Below are 16,762 nucleotides of genomic sequence, written 5' to 3'. Positions count from 1 at the left end.
GGTGGAGAAGACCTCGGGTGGTGGTCGCGGCCGCCTGCTGCTGTTGATCTTGGGGCCACGGCCGAATTCGGAGCAGAGGACGACCAGTGTGGTTCTAGCAGGCCATGCTGGGAAAGGCCCTGGAGCAGGGCGGCGAGTGCGGTGTCGAGTTCGGCCCTTTTCTTCCAGGCCTCTTCGATGTTGTTGTGCATGTCCCAGCCGCCGTTGGCGAGTTCTGAGCGTAGCGGATGCCTTTTTCGACGAGGCGGCGTGCGAGCAGCAGCCTTGGCCGAATTTAAGGTGACCGTATTTTTCTTTAGGGCATCGGGTTCGTCCGCGGTACCTGAAAGGCCTCCAGATCGGCGCTGGACATGATGGAGACGGTTTTCTCGTAAAACTCGCCGTAGCCTTCACGGCGGCGGTCTTGAAGGGTTCGCGGAAGCCGGCGTCGAGCTTGTCGAGCATGGCGAGGCGCTTTGCATGACCTCAGCACCGGCGTCGCTCTGCGAGTATTGCAGGCCTGCATCAGGGTCGAGATGGGCAGTGGGCAGCTGGCGGGGAAGAAACCGTTGCCTGCATTCGGCTGGCGGTTCACGCAGACGCTGGAGGGTAGTGTTTGTGGCTGGAGCCTGAAGTGCTGTGCCCAGGCGCCGATGTTCGGGTGTTGGATGGTGCCACATTGCTCAGCCGCTGCGGGATCGCCGACTGGCCGCTGGCATGCACGCCCGTTTTGGAGGTCATGCTGTGGATGATGGACACTTCGTCGGCCTGTTAAGCGAGATTGACCATGGTCCCACCGAGTTGGAAGTCAATGGGGCCGTTTTGATCGGTGCCAGCAGGCCTGAGGCCGTTCCTTGGGGTCCAGCGTGTCGGATGTGGGCTGCGCCGCCGATCATTTGCAGGAAGATGACGCTTTTGGCCTTTCCGAAGCCTGTGGCCGGCAGTTTCGGCGAAGGACTGGCCGCCCAGGCCATGCAGCACGGTGACGCCGAGGGAGGCTGTGGCCCACTTTTCGCAGAAGGTGCGGCGGGAGAGGGTGTCGAGTTGGTTTTGGAGGTTCATGGGGGTTAGGCGTCTTTGAATGAGGAATGGCAGTTCGAGCATTGAGTCGTATCAGGCGGAATCCAGTTGCCACACCGGGGGAAGGAGTCTTTGCCCCCTTCTTGAGATCAGGGCCGTCTGGGGAACTGTTATTGGTGCTGTTTTCTCATCATCTCGTGAGTCGAAGAGCTGCATCAATCCCAGGAACCAATAAGTGAGCAGACCACCTGACTGTAGCCAAAGTGATGACGAGAAAACCAAAGGATGCGCTCTGGGTGCTATATGATTCTTAGAGAGAATGTAGAGTAGCGTCCCCCAGTAGGCGACCAAATATAGGATGAATCCAGCTCCAACAAAGCCGGCGGGAAGACTTGTGAGGAGAATTGGATTGGGTTCATCATTTAGAATATATATAAAGGCATTGCAGCGGGTTCGTTGGCCTTTGGGCGTGTGTCGGCCTGCGACAGCGGTGTCGACGGGGCAAGGGCTTGCGCCTTGGCCCTCTGCCACCGCACTCCGCGACGCTGGCGCGAGGTTTGTCTGCCGGATGAGCTTCATGTGAGCGCTTTCTGGTTTGGAGCTACTCGACGAAGACGAACTCACGCGTGTTAAACAGCACCCGCCTGAGGTCGCGGGGGTGAGGCCGTTGCCGAGGGCGGCGACGGAGTCGGCGAGTTCGTCCTGAGTGGGTTTGCGGCTGAAGAAGCTCAGATAAAGGCTTTCGACTTGCTGCTCGGGTGTTTTTTGGGCGGTGGCGGTTTGGATGACGAGGGAGTCGCTTTGACCGATGACGCGTTGGGCTTCGCCGTTCATGAGCATGAGCACTTGGGGATGCTGCCTTCGTCGCTGCTGCTGTCGGCGATCTGGCGGTCGCTCTGGCCGAACATGCGGAGGAAGTGCTGGTCTTTTTCCGGCTGCGGTAGTTCGCTGGCGCGGGCGAGGACGAGGCCGTTGCGGATGGGCGGTGTGATTTCGACGCTGTCGTCGCCGTCGGTGTTGGCGGCCTGCATGGGGCGCTTCTTTTTGTTCTTTTTGGGCGCTGATTTGGCTCCGCCATATTGGCGCATGCCTGAGCGGCTTTTGGCGATGTCGGCGACGATGCTTTCTTTGGTGGCGTCTTCGCCGAAGTTCACTTTCATGACTTTGGAGTAAGTCTCGCCGCGATGGGCGTGGAATTTGTCCACGTCGGCGCCGACGACGAGGGTGGCGCAGGAGTCCCAGGCCTGCTCGGCGCTCATGCGGCGCAAAACGGGGCCGGGGAAGAGGTAGGGGCCGCCGTCGGCGATGTCGTAGCTGGTGGCTTCCCGCTGATAGGCCTGGGTGTTGTAGAGCAGGCGCATGAACTGCTTCATGTCGAACTTCAGCCGCACCATCTCACTGGCGAGGTGGTGGAGTAGGGCAGGGTTCACACTGGCGGCGGGGTCGTCGAGGTCGGTGACGGGTTCTTTGATGCCGATGCCGAAGGCCCGCTTCCACAGGCGATTGGCGATGGTCATGGCAAAGCGCGGATTGTCCGGCGAGGTCATCCACGTGGCGAACTGGGTGCGGAGGTCTTCTTCGTTTTTGGTCTGGACGCCTTGGTAGGCCTTTTGGTCTTGTCGTCGCTCCAGGTGACGAGTTTGGGCTTCACGGGGTCGCCAGGTTTGCCGTCGGTGTATTTGTAGTCGTCGGGGAGTTTGAGGTCGTTTTCGCTGCCGTCGGCGACGGCCATGGCATTGACGCGGAGGATGTTTTTGGCCTGCTGCTGGAGCCGTTTGTCGTCGATAGACTGGAGCACTTGGCGCATTTCTTTGCCGTTGTAGCCAGCATTGCCGCGTGTGCCGTAGGTTCGGTAGCGCCAAAGAAGGCGGCCATTTCATAGAACTGGCGCTGCGTCCAGTCGGCGAAGGGGTGGTCGTGGCACTGGGCGCAGGAGACATTGGCCCCGAGGAAGGTGCTGAGGGTGAGGCTCAAATTATCGAGCCGCATGCCGGCGTCACGCAGGAGGTAACCGGTGGCACCGTTGTCGAGCAGTTTGCCGTCGGCGCTCATCATGTTGCGCACCATTTTGTCCCACGGGATGTTGTCGTTGATCTGGCCCTTCAACCAGTCCTGGTAGGTGTAGAAGCGTGCTTTCTGCGCCACGTCGGCCACGCGGAGCATGTCGGCTAGGTAGTTGAAAAGATGGCTGCGGTAGCCGTCGGAGCCGAGGAGCTGGTCGATGACCTTGGCCCGCTTCGAAACGCTGGTGTCGGTGATGAAGGCGAGGGCTTCCTCCCGTGTGGGGATGCGGCCTGCGATGTCGAGATAGACGCGGCGGATGAACTGCTCGTCGCTGGCGAGCGGATTGGGCTTTGGCCTGCTTTGGCGAGCACACCATCGACGAAGAGGTCGATGAGTGCGGCGGCCTGGGCGAGATTGGGGTCGGCGGGGATGCCGAGGCCTTCGGGTTTGAGCTTTTGGCGGCTTCTTGATCTGCGGCGCTGAGTTTGGTGAGTGGAAGGCGGTGGACGAAGCCGTTGCGGACCTGGAGGAAGATGTTTTCGCCCTCGATACCGCGGAAGGTGGCCTCGATCTTGCGGCCCTGTGTGTCGGTCCAGGTGCGATAGACCTCATTTTCTGCTCGGAGGCCGCTGGTGAGCAAGGTGAGGGCGACTAGGGGCAGGATTGTCAATTTCATGGCGTGAGTGCGGCATGAAACGATGAGTCGGCGGGCAAGTTGCGGGAGGTTTCCGCCTGATTGGGCCTGACGGGGGCAAAACGCGATGTCGAGGGGTCTTTGAACAGAAAATGTCCAGTTTTGTCAGTTTTGGATAGCATCATATTTATAATTTCTTTGGACATTGTATTCAAATTGTAATAAATTAAGTTCTATTAACCAACATGGCCTCTTTTCTCGAATCCCCCTCTGTTTTGCGCCACGGTCGTCTTCCGACGCAATTGATCGTATGGGTTTTTACCGCCCTGGGCGCATTTTGGCCGCTAGGGAGTAGCCAGGCTGCGACCTCGAGCATTGTAGGCTTTACAACTTGGGATCTGCCCTCGGGGAACTCGGCATGGGTGTGTGGATTGGTTACGGCGAATGCCTACGAAGGGGCCGCGGCGACTGTGACGGCCGATGGGGATGGAAAGGCGCTGGTGCAGTTCTCAGCCCCAGGATGGACGGTGGGGGCCTTTAATCAGCATTATGCGGAGCCGCTTTCAGGCGGGGGTGCCGGGCTGGCACTGGATATTCTTTGGAATACGGAGGATACGCTGAAACTGGACACGACACCTGCGGAGGCTGGATTGACCAATGGCATGGTCTTTGTGGTGCGGAAGCACACGACGCTGGGTGGCCTGCTGCCGGATGGCGGTGGATTCACGCCGTTTAGCGATACGATCAGTCTGTTTGGCAGCAATGGGCTGCAAACGAGTTATTTTTACAGCAGCTTTCCAATACCTGGATCACCGTGCTGGGAGTGGACTCGACGAATGTGGTGGTGCGGCCTGGACAGGGATTTGTGATACAGGTGGGCACGGCGAAGGCGGTGCTCTTCGGCAAAGGCGAGGTCTGCCATCTGAAGACCACGCCGACACGCATCCGGGCCCATGCGAATGTGCCGAACATCATCGGCGCGATGAATCCGTTGGGGGGGACCAATACGACGCTGGGAGCACTGGGGATCACGACGAGCTTACAGCCCTTCAATGACTCGCTGGTGACGCTCAATCCAGGCAGCTTGACGCAGACAGGCACTTACCTGAGCACCGGCAGTAGTCTGATGAATGTCGGCACGGCCCAAAATGGCGACGCGGTGAACGTGAGCGCCGGCACGGGTGCGGTGATCAATGTGAACTCAGCCAAGAACGTAACTGGCCCCTGTGGGCGTAGCCCCTGATGAGAACCCTGCAAAACACACGAGTAAGCCCATGAAACTCTCCTCGATCCGTTTTGGAATGACGCTGGCGATGACCAGCACCGCACTGCAAGCAGGCACGATCACTCTAAGCAGTGTGGGTGGTGCGAAATTCACGACGAAAAATGGCACCGCGCTGCCTGCGGGCTGTGCGGTGCGGCTGGGCACCTTTTCATTGCCTGATGAGACGCGTGACGCGGTACTCAATAGCCAGGGCGACTATGCGTGGCTGAAATCGGTCTTCTCGCCGCTGGCGGAGGGCTTCGTGGGTGCGGGAGCCTGCCGACCAGGCGGATGGAGCAGGCTCCGTGCTGCGTGCGAATGGCTTCCCTGCTGCGGGGGATCTCTTTGGCTCGATCACGAACATCAGCGCGGCGTATTTGCCACCGGGCACGCGGCTGTATGTGGGGTCTTTAATCATGCTGATCCTGATCAAGCGACGCAATGGGGACTCTACACTGCGCCTGAGTGGACGGCACCGCCAGAGCTGGGGAATCGCACGCTCAATACGGGGGCCAGTGTCTCGACGCTCCAGGTAGCACCGCCACGGGGCAGCTCCGCCTCATCGATGTGCCAGCGACGTATGGGAACTGGGCTTGGCAGAATTACTCGATCCATGCCCCTGCCACTGTGACGAATAATCTGGCCGACCCAGATGGTGATGGGGTGCAAAACATCGCCGAATATGCGTGGCGGCTGAATCCTGCGGCCCGCAGCGATCCGCGCACAGAGCTACTGGCGCAGACTGGCGGTGGCACGGTGACTTTCCGCTTCAAACGTCCGAAAATCTGCCCGGCGTGACGGTGGTGGCAGAGTGCTCTGCGGATCTGAAAACGTGGCAGCCTGCGGCAGCGGCTGTGACTGCCACGGATGCTGATTTTGACACTCTGGAGAGCACCGCCAGCAGCTCCACACCCTGCTTCTGGCGGGTGCGCTTTGATACGGCACCGTAATTTTTATTTTCCACACTTTTCGCCCCAAAAAACATTCCCCGCTCTGATATGAAAAAGCTCGTCCTCACTCTCCTGGCCCTAGTAGCCGCGCAGGCTGCGCAGGCCGCCGTGTCCATCTCTGTGACTAGCCTCGCGGAGTCTCCACTGGGGCCCAAATTTGCAACGAGCGACGGGAATCTGCTGCCTGTGGGCAGCGTGATCCGTTACGGCAGCTTCAATACCAGCGGCGGGAATGTTGCGCTGATGCAGACGAGTAGTGACTACACGATGCTGAATTCACTTTTCACACCACTCGCTGAGGGAGTGCTGGGAGCGGGCACGCTGTCCCAGTCCGGCAATCCAGGAAGCATGGTCATCGTGAATGACTTCATGACGCCAGGCGGATTCATGGCGGGATTCAATAACATCGCCATCATACCTGCCGACAGGCACCCAACTCTACGCATGGGTCTTTAACAGCTCCAGCCCGATCACCGCGACAGAGTGGGGTATCTTCACCGCCTCATCCGGCTGGTTCTTCCCGAATGATCTGGGCTCCGAGACGCTGAACAACATGGAAATCGACACCATTGTCCGCGGCAGCAGCACGGGCGATATTTCGAATAGCGACCGGCTCATGCTGGTGCCGCTGCCAGAGCCCGCAGGGGCCGTGTTGCTGCTCAGTGCAGGATTGGCGCTGCATCTACGCCGTGCCCGCATGATTCGTTGAGCTGGTTTTTTCCTTTTTCTCTTTCTATGAATATTCGCACCATTCTCATCGCCTTGGTGGCGGTGGTCGCTCCCCTCACAGGGTCTTACGGGCAATCCGTAGCTCGTATCTGGAACGAAGAGCTTCTCGATGCCATCCGCCGCGACGTGCCGAATCCGCCAGGACATGCGCGGAATCTGCATCACGCAGCGATGGCGATGTACAATGCCTGGGCGGCTTACTCGACGACGGCGGTGGGATATCAGTTCAATGAAAAAATATCGCCCTTGCCCGTGGATATCGAGCTGGCCCGACATGAGGCGATCAGCTACGCAGCGTATCGCGTGCTGCGCAGTCGATTCGCCGCCAGTGTCGGAGCGGGCACCACGCTACCGAGTCTGGATGCCACCCTGACCGGACTCGGATACTCGACTAGCTTTGGCCAAGGAGCCGTGACCAGCGGCACCACACCAGCCGAAGTAGGCCGTCGTATCGGCCAGATGGTTTTGAATTGGGGGCCTACGGATGGTTTTAGCAACACCACGCATCCACAGGCCTATACCAGCAGCGTGAATCCGAACATGAGCGTCCCCATGAGTGTGCTGGGCACGAATGTGAACTTCCAGCCCAACATGCCTCTCGGCTACGGCATCCCCTCAGGCACCGATCCAAATCTCTGGCAGCCGCTCGATCTCAGTACCGGCGTCACACAAAATGGCATCCCCATTCCCGGCGGGGCGCAGTCTTTTGTCGGTGTGCAGGGATTGAGCACGAAAGCCTTCAGCCTGACACGTCCGAGCAATCTCCTCCCGTGGATCGACATCGGCCCACCATCGAAGCTAAGTACGCCAGGGAACCCAAGCAGCACTGATGCGCTGTACAAGGCTGGTGGAATCGATGTGCTGCAAAAAAGTGCCGTGCTCAACGACACCGGCACCATCGACATCTCACCCGCCTCTTGGGGCAATAACCCAATCGGCACAGAGTCTGGCACAGGCTACGCGACGAACCCCGTCACGGGTGGCACCTACACGGCCAATAATGTGCCCAAGGGCGACTTCTACCGCGTCCTCGCAGAGTATTGGGCTGATGGACCACACTCTGAGACACCGCCCGGTCACTGGCACGTCATTGCCAATCAAGTCGCAGACATGCCCGGCTTCTCCAAGCGCCTCCGTGGCACTGGGCCAGTCGTCAATGACCTGGAATGGGATGTAAAGACCTACATGTCCCTCGCCGGCTCTGTCCATGATGCAGCCTGCGCCGCATGGAGCCTGAAGCGCTACTACTCCGGCACACGCCCCATCACCATGATCCGCCACATGTGCACGAAGGGCCAGTCCAGCAATCCCAGCGGCCCATCTTACCACACCGAGGGCATCCCACTCCAAACCGATGTCGTCGAAGTCATCACCGCCGCCACCGCAGGCTCTGGGGGCAAGCATCAGAGCATCTGGAGCGTCGCACTCAATAGCTACCAGCCCGGCACAAACTACATCGGTCAAATCGCCGTCAAATCATGGCCAGGCGAGCACCCGAATAATCCACCTGCAAGCTCCGGCCTCCCCGCGACGAACCAGAGCACCGTGCGCTGGATGCTGGGACGTGATTGGCTGCCCTTCCAGCGGAAGACCTTCAACACACCTGCCTTCCCCGGCTACATCAGTGGTCACTCCACCTTCAGTCGTGCAGCGGCAGAGTCTCTAGCCCTCATCACGGGCTCCCCCTACTTTCCTGGTGGCTTCCACCATCATACCTACCTGGCCAACACCATGCAGATCGACCTAGGCCCTAGCGTCGATATCGACCTCCAGTGGGCCAGTTACTATGATGCAGCGGATCAGGCTGGTGCCAGTCGGCGCTATGGCGGCATCCATCCCGTCGAAGATGACCTCCCCGCACGTATCGTCGGCTCCACGGCAGGCATCACGGCATTCACCAAGGCAGAGAAATTCTGGCTCGGCACCATTCAGAGTGAGACCGTCATCCCGCTCGTCACCATCCAATCGAATGGAAATGCACTCATCACCTGGACACAGACTCTCGGGCGCTACTACAAGCTCCAAGAGAGCACCAACTTCTCCACCTGGACGGATAGCGCTGAACGAATTTTCGCCACCAGCACCAGTGGCAGCTTCACCGACATCGCACCCGCCGCAGGCATCGCCTACCGCATCATTCCATGTACAACGCCTGGGCCGCTTATCACAGCACCGCAGTCGGCTTCGTACAAAACGAGAAAATCAGCCCCCTGCCTAGCGATATAGAAGCCGCACGCCACCAAGCCATCAGCTACGCCGCCTACCGCGTGCTGCGCAGTCGTTTCCTCTCCAGCATCGGCGCCGGAGTCACCCTGCCACAGTTCGATGCACAGATGACCGCCTTTGGTTACTCGCCCTCCACCGCGCAGGCAGCACTCACCTCCCTCACCACACCCGCCGAGCTGGGCAAGCGATGCGGCCAAGCCGTCCTCACCTGGGGCACTGGAGACCAATTCACCAACACCACCTATCCCCAGGCCTACACCACCGCCGTGAACCCAAACATGGACCCGAACCTCAGCCTCAGCGTCCTCGGCAACAACGGTGAATTCCCCACGCACTACAACATGCCCCTCGGCGTCGGCATCCCCACCAATACCGACCCGAATTTCTGGCAGCCCCTCGCACTCTCTGCCAGCGTCACTCAAAACGGCATCCCCACACCTGGCGGCATCCAGGGCTACGTCGGCGTCCAGGGACTCGCCACACTCCCCTTCTCCCTCACCCGCGACAACCCCGTGATGCCATGGATCGACCTCTACGGCGGCCCCTCAAAGCTCAGCGTCCCCGGCACCCCCAGCAGCACAGACACCATTTACAAAGAAGGAGCACTCAGCGTCATCCGCGCCTCCAGCGAGCTCAATAGCACCGCCACCATCAACATCTCCCCAGGAGCCATCGGCAACAACACCCTCGGAAACGATGACGGAACCGGCTTCACCACCAATCCCATCACCGGCCAGCCCTACCCCACCAACAACGCCACCAAAGGCGACTATTACCGCGTCCTCGCCGAGTTCTGGGCAGACGGCCCACACTCCGAGACCCCCCCAGGTCACTGGCAAGTCCTCGCCAATGAAGTGAGTGACGATCCAGGCTTCGTGAAGCAATTCCGCGGTAGCGGCCCCGTGCTCAACGACCTCGAATGGGATGTAAAAACCTACTTCACCCTCGCCTCAGCCACCCACGATGCCTCCTGCGCCGCCTGGGCCCTCAAGCGCTACTATTCCGGCTCACGTCCCATCACCATGATCCGCTACATGGGCACCAGGGGCCAGAGCAGCAATCCCTCCGGCCCCAGCTACCACAGCCAAGGCCTGCCACTCGAGACCGACGTCTGCGAAGTCATCACCTCCACCACTACTGCCACCGGCGGCAAACACGAATCCATCTGGGACATGTACACCCACAGCTATCAGCCCGGCGCATGGCACATCGGCGAGATCGCCGTGAAATCCTGGCCAGCCGAGCATCCAGATAATCCCGCCGCCAGCACCGGCCAGCCCGCCACCTATCAGAGCACCGTGCGCTGGATGCTCGCCAAAGACTGGGTCCCCTTTCAGCGCAAGACCTTCAACACACCTGCCTTCCCAGGCTACATCAGCGGTCACTCCACCTTCAGCCGTGCGGCCGCAGAGGCGCTCACACTGCTCACCGGCACGCCGAACTTCCCCGGCGGCTTCCACCACCATACCTACGCTGCAAACAGCATGCTCATCGACCTCGGACCCGCCGCTCCCGTCGATCTCCAATGGTGCACCTACTACGACGCCGCTGATCAGGCAGGTCAAAGCCGCCGCTGGGGTGGCATCCACGTCCCAGAAGACGACTACCATGGCCGCGTCATCGGCGCAGAGGCAGGCACCAGCGCAGCCACCCTAGCCTTCAAATACTTTGATGGCAGCATCCTCACTGAAGCACTCATCCCCGAGCAAGTCTATGGCCCCAGCGGTACCGTCACCCTCACCTGCCCCATGCGCCGTGGCCTCTACTGCCACTGGGAATACAGCACCGATCTACAAAACTGGACCGCCCTCACCACCATCTCTCAGGCCACCGAAACCACCATCACCACCACCGACACAGCCCCCGCAGGCGTCCGCCGCTTCTACCGCGTCCGCTACGATGCAGCCCCATGAGCCACGGCGATCGCTGCGTGATGCCCCTCTTGTTCTTGAGGAAGCCAATCGCGCCTCTTTCGTCGGGAGCACGCAAGATGGTCACTGAGTCAGGATATGGCTTTGCACACGCCTCGACCGACATCATTCCTTTGACCGAGCAAATGGGTGCATGCACCTCACGGCACGGTGGTGAAACGATAGATCGTCTCGCTCTCGTAGCGCTCTTCGGGGCTGAGGAGTGTGGAGGGAAAGGCGGGCTGATTGGGTGAATCAGGGAAGTGCTGGGTTTCCAAGCAGAGGCCGCTGCGGTAGGCGTATTTCACCCCACCTTTGCCCTGCTGGGTGCCATTGAGGAAGTTGCCGCTGTAAAACTGCATGCTGGGCTCGGTGGTGAGCACTTCCATGAGCCGCCCACTGATGGGTTCGAGCACACTGGCGGCGAGGCGCAGTATGCCTGGCCTGCCATCAATGACAAAGCAGTGGTCATATCCACGGCCGCGCACGATTTGCTCATCCGTGGTGGAGTCGATGCGGTCACCGATGCGGCTCGGATTACGGAAGTCGAGCGCGGTGTCCTCCACATCGGCGATGTGGCCAAGTGGGATGAATCCGGCATCGATGGGGATGTATGACCGAGCGGAAAGGCAGAGCTTATGATCGAGAACGGTGCCAGCGGCATGCCCAGCGAGATTGAAGTAAGCGTGGTTGGTGAGATTGACGTGGGTCCAGGCATCGGTGACGGCTTGGTAGCGCAAGGATAGCTCTCCTACGGCATTGAGAGTGATCCATACACGAGCTGTGAGTGTGCCTGGATAGCCGTCTTCGCCATGCGGGCTCACACGGGTGAAGCAGACGCCTCCTTCTGTTTCCTCGGCGTCCCACAGATGCCGCCCGAAGCCGACTAGGCCACCGTGGAGATGATGCGGGCCGTCATTGCACGCGAGCTGGTGCGTGTGCTCATTTACGGGTAGGTGCCCACCCGCGATGCGGTTGCCATATCGACCGACTGTGCAGCCAAAGTAGGAGCTGCCCTGTTCGTAACCCCGCACGTCGTCGTAACCGAGGGTAATGTCTTGGAGCTTGCCGCGGCGGTCTGGGGTGTGGAGTTGCACGATCGCTGCGCCGTAGTCGGTAAGGGCCAGGCGGATGCCATTGGCAGCCTTTAAGGTGAACAAGGATGCCTCGCGTCCGTCCGCGAGTTTGCCGAAGGGCTGTCTGGTAATCTCGATCATGGGAGCGTACATCGTAGGCCGCTGTGAGGATGGAGCAAACGGCTTCCACCTGGGATTGGTCTGAAAAACTCAGGCAGCATTGTGCACGATGCCTCTCAGTGCCGAGGCTGACATCATGGGCTGGAGCATGGCGAGTGCTGCCCGGACACAATTTGCATCTGCTCGGTGACGATTATGCACGAGGAGGACATCGGTGGCGAGCGGAGCGAGCGGGGCCGTATCTGCGTAGCTCTCCAGCACCGGTGCGGCATCTAGGATGATCCAGTCCACATGCCCCTGGGCGCGGCTGATCCAGGCACGGTAGCCATCCAGCAGATCACTAGTGGCGTGCGCTGGCAAATCCAGGCCTGGGAGAAGATAGAGGCTACTACTGCCATGGCGGAGGTGCTCGAGGCTGGTGGCCCAGGCACCACGCCCTGTGCTGCCACCACACGGCGGGAAGCACTCATGCAGCATGCCGGAGCGTGGATGACACTCCATGAGGAAGACGCGTCTGCCGAGGTGGCAAAAGGCAGCTGCGATGGCAGCCGAGAGTAGTGACTTCCCTTCCCCACTGAGTGAGCTGGTGATGAGTACGATGCCACTGGTGCCAGTCTGACGGGGAGACTGGCGCTCTAACTCGGAGGTGAGCAGATGGAGTGCGCTACTCGCCCCGACGGGCTCTGGCTTCATCATCTGTTCCAGGGCTCTCTCAGGTGAGGCGGCCCGCACCCATGGAAAAGTGACCAAGGGCTGCGGGATGAGCTGAATGGAGCGTGTCTTATGCATTGGCTGCTGCATGACTGGCTGCAAATTGGGCGATTCTACGACAGTAAGCTGCTGCGGAGATTCCTTTGGCCGATGCAGCGAACTGCCGAGAGCTCTAGCAACGCTGAGCACTCCACGACGCAGATCGAGAGCTCGCATGAGCATTGGAGCCATGGAAAACACGAGTCCGAAAACGGCCACAATCGCCGCGAGTGCGAGCAAAGACCCCGTGCGTTGAGTGCGTGTGGGTATGCTGGCGAGGTTTTGCACTCGGAGCTGGCCTAGGCCATCTTTTGGCGATGCTAAGGCAAAACGGGCGAACTCGTTTAGGATGTTCGCCGCGAGCGTGGCATCTGAATCGGTGAAAAAAAGCTGCAGGGCATTTTTTTCTGCCAAGTGCTCGATGCGGAGGTTTTTCAGCACCTGCGTAGCGAGCGCAGCACGGGCAGCGGTGCCGACTAATGCGGGATTTTCACGTTGGGCGATGATTTCGACGACTTGCGCTGGGAATCCAGCAATGAACCGCTCCATGATGGCCGGATCACGCAGACGGCTCATGTGATGACTCAGCAGCATGGGGACACTCAAGGCAGAACCGCCAGCTTGTGCCGGCTGGTCCAGGGTGAGCCGCGCTTCTGCCTGGAATGTATTCTCACGCCCTCCTAGCCAGGCATAGACCAATGCCCCGAGGCACATTCCCGCGAGCAGCCGCAGCATAAAGCCGCTCTCCAGCAGCGAGAGCAGTCCACTACGCTGATTTGACTCCATGGGGAGAAAGGCCTGCGGCTCTAACACTGGAGATACGCCACTGCTCGGTGCCAGAGGGTGCAGTACCCTCGTGCTGGCAGTGGAGCTGTAGTTCAGCGGCATAGGAGGTGCTTTTTTGACTTCAGTAGGAGGCTGCTGTCTGCCGTCGCTTCAGCACTTGCTCGATCATTCGAGCCAATTCGAACCGAGCGGCCATGAGAGCTGGCATATTGGCATCCCAATCCCCGAGCGAGCGGGCAAAAGTCTCCGTAATCTGGCGCTTTCGATCTGCGAGGCCGAGATCGCGGGCGAGAACGAGGTAATCATAGTCCTCCAGGGCCTCACGTAGCCATTTGAGCCGGATAGAGGCGACGGGAAAGTCACGCCCATGCTGTGCAGTGGTGGCTGGATAGATCATCGCTGTGTCCATGCCAGTGAGGGCAGCCCATGCGCCCGCCTGCGGTGCGGGTGCCAAAGCTTTCTCATGCAACAAACCGGTGATGCCGTATTTGGCGAGGTACCAGGTGAAGACGCGATGCGCCTCTGGTGGAAACGAAGGGCCAAGCACCGGTGGATGGCTGTGGTGGAGTTTCCCAGCCTGCTCGGGGTGGCGTCTCACCCACTCAGCAGGTGGTTGCTGGGGCCGAGTGGCCAACCAGAGCTGATCGCCCGCCTGGCGCCGCACGGCGCTCTCATGCCCGCCTCCCGGCCACTCCATATCCGTCCAGAGATCCGCAGCACTGAGCGCCCAGATGTCTGCCACACCGTCAAGTCGTCCGAGTTTTTTGCTCGCTGGCACAGGTGATGTGGTGACGAGCAACGGCAGCTTCACCCCGTGTTTTTTTTCGACTTCATTTAAAAATGCACCCCACTCTCGCAGTGTGGCATAAGCTGCTTCATCCGCTGGATGATGGAGATGATCGAGAATGACGGGCATGCGACCGACTTGGTGAATCTTTTCCAAAAGTCGGCCATAATCGGCCAAGCAAGTCTCAGCGCGGAGGCGGTCTGCGTGGAGAGGTGCTGCAAATGGCCACTCCGCTCGAATCGGCAGCGCGGTGGCTGGTGCATGGCGATGGAGCAGGTGCTTGCGCAGGGAGAACTCGACCTTCTCCATACTTATTGTGCCGTCGGCGTTCGGTAACAGGGTGTGAACTCGCTCTGCTCCGACCCTGTGCTCGGCGAGCAAATCGTAGTAATCATTGAGTAGTCCAGCCTGACGTAGGCTGATCCGTGCAGGATCCCAGGGCAAGCCATGCGCAGCGGAAACAGCCTCTGGAGTGATGCCGAGGATGCTGTGTAAACTCGGCGTGGCGGGCATATCAAAGTCCCACACATCGAGCGTGAATTTTGCCAGCAAACTGCTGCCATCGGCTAAACGAAAGCTCAACCGCCCGTGGTAGCGACCCGGCCCAGCGGTGTAAGGCACGAAAAAATCGACCCACAGTCTCTGGCACCCGGCTTGCGCTGCTGAGTCTGCTTCAGGTGATGTAGGCACCTCCAGCGGAACTAGTGCGTCTGCGTGGCGGCCCGCTGGGAGTGGGCCTAATTCGGCCCCGGCAGTGATTTCCACATCCATTTGCCGATAAATCCGCGCAGTCGGTAGTAGCGCTCCCGTTTCCGCATGGATGAGGGAGGCTTCCTCTACGATCACAGTTTTGAAGGCAGCGGGTGAGGCATAAAGAATGGCCTGAAGTGGCTCCCACTCTCCTCGGGCGGCATGAAGAGCGGTCGTCTCTTTCAGATTCGCTGGTGGGCTGGCCGTGGCCTCGATTCGGCGCATGGCATCGACAAGCAAAAGGGTAGGCTTCGCCCAGGCCGGTGAAATCCCGACAAATAAGCAAAAAACGAGGGCACAGTGAGCGGCAATACGCATGATCAAAAGCAAAGATACCCTCCTAAAGCCCTCAAATCAATGCACGAGTCGTAAATATCATAATGGGTCGCTTTTTCAGATTTCCTTGTCATCTGCCTTGAAAAGCAAAACACCCGGTCAATCGACCGGGTGTTCTGAAGTATTGAGGAACTAGTGACTCGCCGCAGATTAGGCGAAGATGTCGATGACCGGCACGCCCTTGTCGCCGACGGTGAAGGGGCGATTCGAGGGGGACATGACGACTTCGTCCACGGGGAGGCCCATGGCGTGGCCGATGGTGGCCTGGAAGTCCTGTGGAGTGACCTGCTTGTCAGCGACACGGCGACCATCCTTATCGGTGGAGCCATACACAAAGCCACCCTTCACGCCGCCGCCTGCGAAGACGGTGGAGTAAGCGAGCGGGTAGTGGTCACGACCTTCATTTTCGTTCACATCAGGTGTACGACCGAACTCAGAGGCCATACAGACGAGAGTGGACTCGAGCAGGCCATTGGAGGCGAGGTCTTCGATGAGCGCTGCATAAACACTGTCCATCGTGGCACCAGTGCCGTTGAGGGCGGTGTCGATGTTGTTGTGCATGTCCCAACCACCGAACTGGACTTCGACAAAGCGGACGCCAGCTTGGACGAGGCGGCGAGCGAGTAGAGCACCCTGACCGAAGGAATTACGGCCGAATTTCTCACGAGTAGCGGCAGACTCAGCAGAGAGATCGAAGGCCTTGAGGTCTTCACTCTTCATGAGCTTCATGGTTTCGTCATAGAACTCGGTGTAAGCCTTCACTTCCTCAGATTTGAACTTCTTACGGAAGGCACCATCGAATTCGTCCATGAGGCTGATGCGCTTTTGGAACTGGCTTTCGGTGTTGGTGGTGGGTTTGATGTTTTGCAGTCCAGTCTCAGGATTGGAGATCGGGATGGGGCTGAGTGCAGGTGGGAAGAAGCCAGCTCCAGGATAGGCACTGCCGCTATTCACGACAACGCTGTCTGGGAGCGTGACACCCTTGATGCGTCCCAGGAAGTGGGAAGCCCAAGCACCCAAATTCGGGTGAACGATGGTGCCGCGTGGCTCATAACCAGTCTTCATGATGTAAGTGCCAGACTCATGCACGCCAGTCTTGGAGGACATGGAGCGGATGATGGAAATCTTATCGGACACGGCTGCCATTTTGGTCATGGTGCCACCAAGGAAGTCCACGCCGCCTTTGCCTTTGATAGGATCAGTCGGGCCCTTGGTAGCGCCGGTTTTTGGATCCCAGGTGTCGATGTGGGTCATACCGCCACCCATCCAGAGGAAGATGACGTTTTTAGCCTTGCCGAAGCCAGGGGTGCCTGCGCCAGTGGTGCCAGCAGCCTTGAGGTTCAGCGCAGGCATGACCGTCACGCCGAGGGCGGTCTGGGCGGTGCGCATCATGAAGTCGCGGCGGGATGTCTGCGAGAGCTTGTTCAATTCAGTTTTCATT

18 protein-coding genes are annotated in these 16,762 nt (G+C 59.5%); 9 read left to right on the top strand and 9 right to left on the bottom strand.

Annotated elements, in window-relative coordinates; all coding sequences use genetic code 11:
* From IPK32_11155 to IPK32_11135, 5 genes are all read right to left on the bottom strand, one after another.
* On the bottom strand, nucleotides 1-191 hold a 191-nt coding region (locus IPK32_11155), incomplete at its 3' end, for a DUF1501 domain-containing protein (protein ID MBK8092508.1).
* A gap of 559 nt (nucleotides 192-750) precedes the next feature.
* Nucleotides 751-1,041, bottom strand: coding sequence for a hypothetical protein (locus tag IPK32_11150; GenBank protein MBK8092507.1), 291 nt, complete (start codon nucleotides 1,039-1,041; stop codon nucleotides 751-753).
* Between the two features lie 788 nt (nucleotides 1,042-1,829).
* Nucleotides 1,830-2,546 carry a DUF1553 domain-containing protein gene (locus tag IPK32_11145; GenBank protein MBK8092506.1) on the bottom strand — a complete coding sequence of 239 codons (717 nt, stop codon included), beginning with the start codon at nucleotides 2,544-2,546 and terminating at the stop codon, nucleotides 1,830-1,832.
* Nucleotides 2,543-2,806 carry a hypothetical protein gene (locus IPK32_11140; GenBank protein MBK8092505.1) on the bottom strand — a complete coding sequence of 88 codons (264 nt, stop codon included), beginning with the start codon at nucleotides 2,804-2,806 and terminating at the stop codon, nucleotides 2,543-2,545. Before IPK32_11140 ends, IPK32_11145 begins: the two co-directional genes overlap by 4 nt.
* Nucleotides 2,807-2,995: 189 nt before the next feature.
* Entirely contained in the window at nucleotides 2,996-3,679 is a 684-nt protein-coding gene (locus IPK32_11135; protein ID MBK8092504.1) for a hypothetical protein, read from the bottom strand.
* Between the two features lie 203 nt (nucleotides 3,680-3,882).
* Between IPK32_11135 and IPK32_11130 the strand changes: the two genes are divergently transcribed.
* The 9 genes from IPK32_11130 to IPK32_11090 all read left to right on the top strand — a co-directional run bounded on the left by IPK32_11130 (nucleotide 3,883) and on the right by IPK32_11090 (nucleotide 10,719).
* Nucleotides 3,883-4,506 (top strand): hypothetical protein, encoded by a 624-nt coding sequence (locus tag IPK32_11130; protein MBK8092503.1) that lies wholly within the window; start codon nucleotides 3,883-3,885, stop codon nucleotides 4,504-4,506.
* Nucleotides 4,461-4,880 (top strand): hypothetical protein, encoded by a 420-nt coding sequence (locus IPK32_11125; protein ID MBK8092502.1) that lies wholly within the window; start codon nucleotides 4,461-4,463, stop codon nucleotides 4,878-4,880. Before IPK32_11130 ends, IPK32_11125 begins: the two co-directional genes overlap by 46 nt.
* 31 nt (nucleotides 4,881-4,911) lie before the next feature.
* The gene (locus IPK32_11120) at nucleotides 4,912-5,532 is read left to right on the top strand and encodes a hypothetical protein (protein MBK8092501.1); all 621 of its coding nucleotides are present in this window, start codon (nucleotides 4,912-4,914) and stop codon (nucleotides 5,530-5,532) included.
* Nucleotides 5,529-5,699, top strand: coding sequence for a hypothetical protein (locus IPK32_11115; protein ID MBK8092500.1), 171 nt, complete (start codon nucleotides 5,529-5,531; stop codon nucleotides 5,697-5,699). Before IPK32_11120 ends, IPK32_11115 begins: the two co-directional genes overlap by 4 nt.
* Nucleotides 5,696-5,851, top strand: coding sequence for a hypothetical protein (locus IPK32_11110; protein MBK8092499.1), 156 nt, complete (start codon nucleotides 5,696-5,698; stop codon nucleotides 5,849-5,851). Before IPK32_11115 ends, IPK32_11110 begins: the two co-directional genes overlap by 4 nt.
* A gap of 48 nt (nucleotides 5,852-5,899) precedes the next feature.
* Nucleotides 5,900-6,307: a hypothetical protein gene (locus IPK32_11105; protein MBK8092498.1), complete on the top strand. Its 408-nt coding sequence runs from the start codon at nucleotides 5,900-5,902 to the stop codon at nucleotides 6,305-6,307.
* 97 nt (nucleotides 6,308-6,404) lie between these two features.
* Nucleotides 6,405-6,560 (top strand): hypothetical protein, encoded by a 156-nt coding sequence (locus tag IPK32_11100; protein ID MBK8092497.1) that lies wholly within the window; start codon nucleotides 6,405-6,407, stop codon nucleotides 6,558-6,560.
* Between the two features lie 26 nt (nucleotides 6,561-6,586).
* Entirely contained in the window at nucleotides 6,587-8,806 is a 2,220-nt protein-coding gene (locus tag IPK32_11095) for a vanadium-dependent haloperoxidase (GenBank protein ID MBK8092496.1), read from the top strand.
* On the top strand, nucleotides 8,722-10,719 hold the full coding sequence (locus IPK32_11090; GenBank protein MBK8092495.1) for a vanadium-dependent haloperoxidase: 1,998 nt from the start codon (nucleotides 8,722-8,724) through the stop codon (nucleotides 10,717-10,719). The genes IPK32_11095 and IPK32_11090 overlap by 85 nt, the downstream gene beginning before the upstream one ends.
* Nucleotides 10,720-10,877: 158 nt before the next feature.
* Here IPK32_11090 and IPK32_11085 read toward each other — a convergent pair whose 3' ends face one another.
* From IPK32_11085 to IPK32_11070, 4 genes are all read right to left on the bottom strand, one after another.
* Nucleotides 10,878-11,945, bottom strand: a complete 1,068-nt coding sequence (locus tag IPK32_11085; GenBank protein ID MBK8092494.1) for a galactose mutarotase — start codon at nucleotides 11,943-11,945, stop codon at nucleotides 10,878-10,880.
* A 57-nt stretch (nucleotides 11,946-12,002) separates the two neighbouring features.
* The gene (locus tag IPK32_11080) at nucleotides 12,003-13,448 is read right to left on the bottom strand and encodes a hypothetical protein (protein ID MBK8092493.1); all 1,446 of its coding nucleotides are present in this window, start codon (nucleotides 13,446-13,448) and stop codon (nucleotides 12,003-12,005) included.
* Between the two features lie 121 nt (nucleotides 13,449-13,569).
* A complete protein-coding gene (locus tag IPK32_11075) occupies nucleotides 13,570-15,210 on the bottom strand; it encodes a DUF4091 domain-containing protein (protein MBK8092492.1) in 1,641 nt (546 codons plus the stop codon).
* Between the two features lie 261 nt (nucleotides 15,211-15,471).
* The gene (locus IPK32_11070) at nucleotides 15,472-16,761 is read right to left on the bottom strand and encodes a DUF1501 domain-containing protein (GenBank protein ID MBK8092491.1); all 1,290 of its coding nucleotides are present in this window, start codon (nucleotides 16,759-16,761) and stop codon (nucleotides 15,472-15,474) included.
* Nucleotide 16,762: the final 1 nt, after the last annotated feature.

The sequence above is a fragment of the Verrucomicrobiaceae bacterium genome (assembly GCA_016713035.1).
Classification (GTDB): domain Bacteria; phylum Verrucomicrobiota; class Verrucomicrobiia; order Verrucomicrobiales; family Verrucomicrobiaceae; genus Prosthecobacter.
The sequence above is the reverse complement of the archived record's forward strand: the minus strand, read 5'-3'. Positions and strand labels throughout refer to the sequence as shown.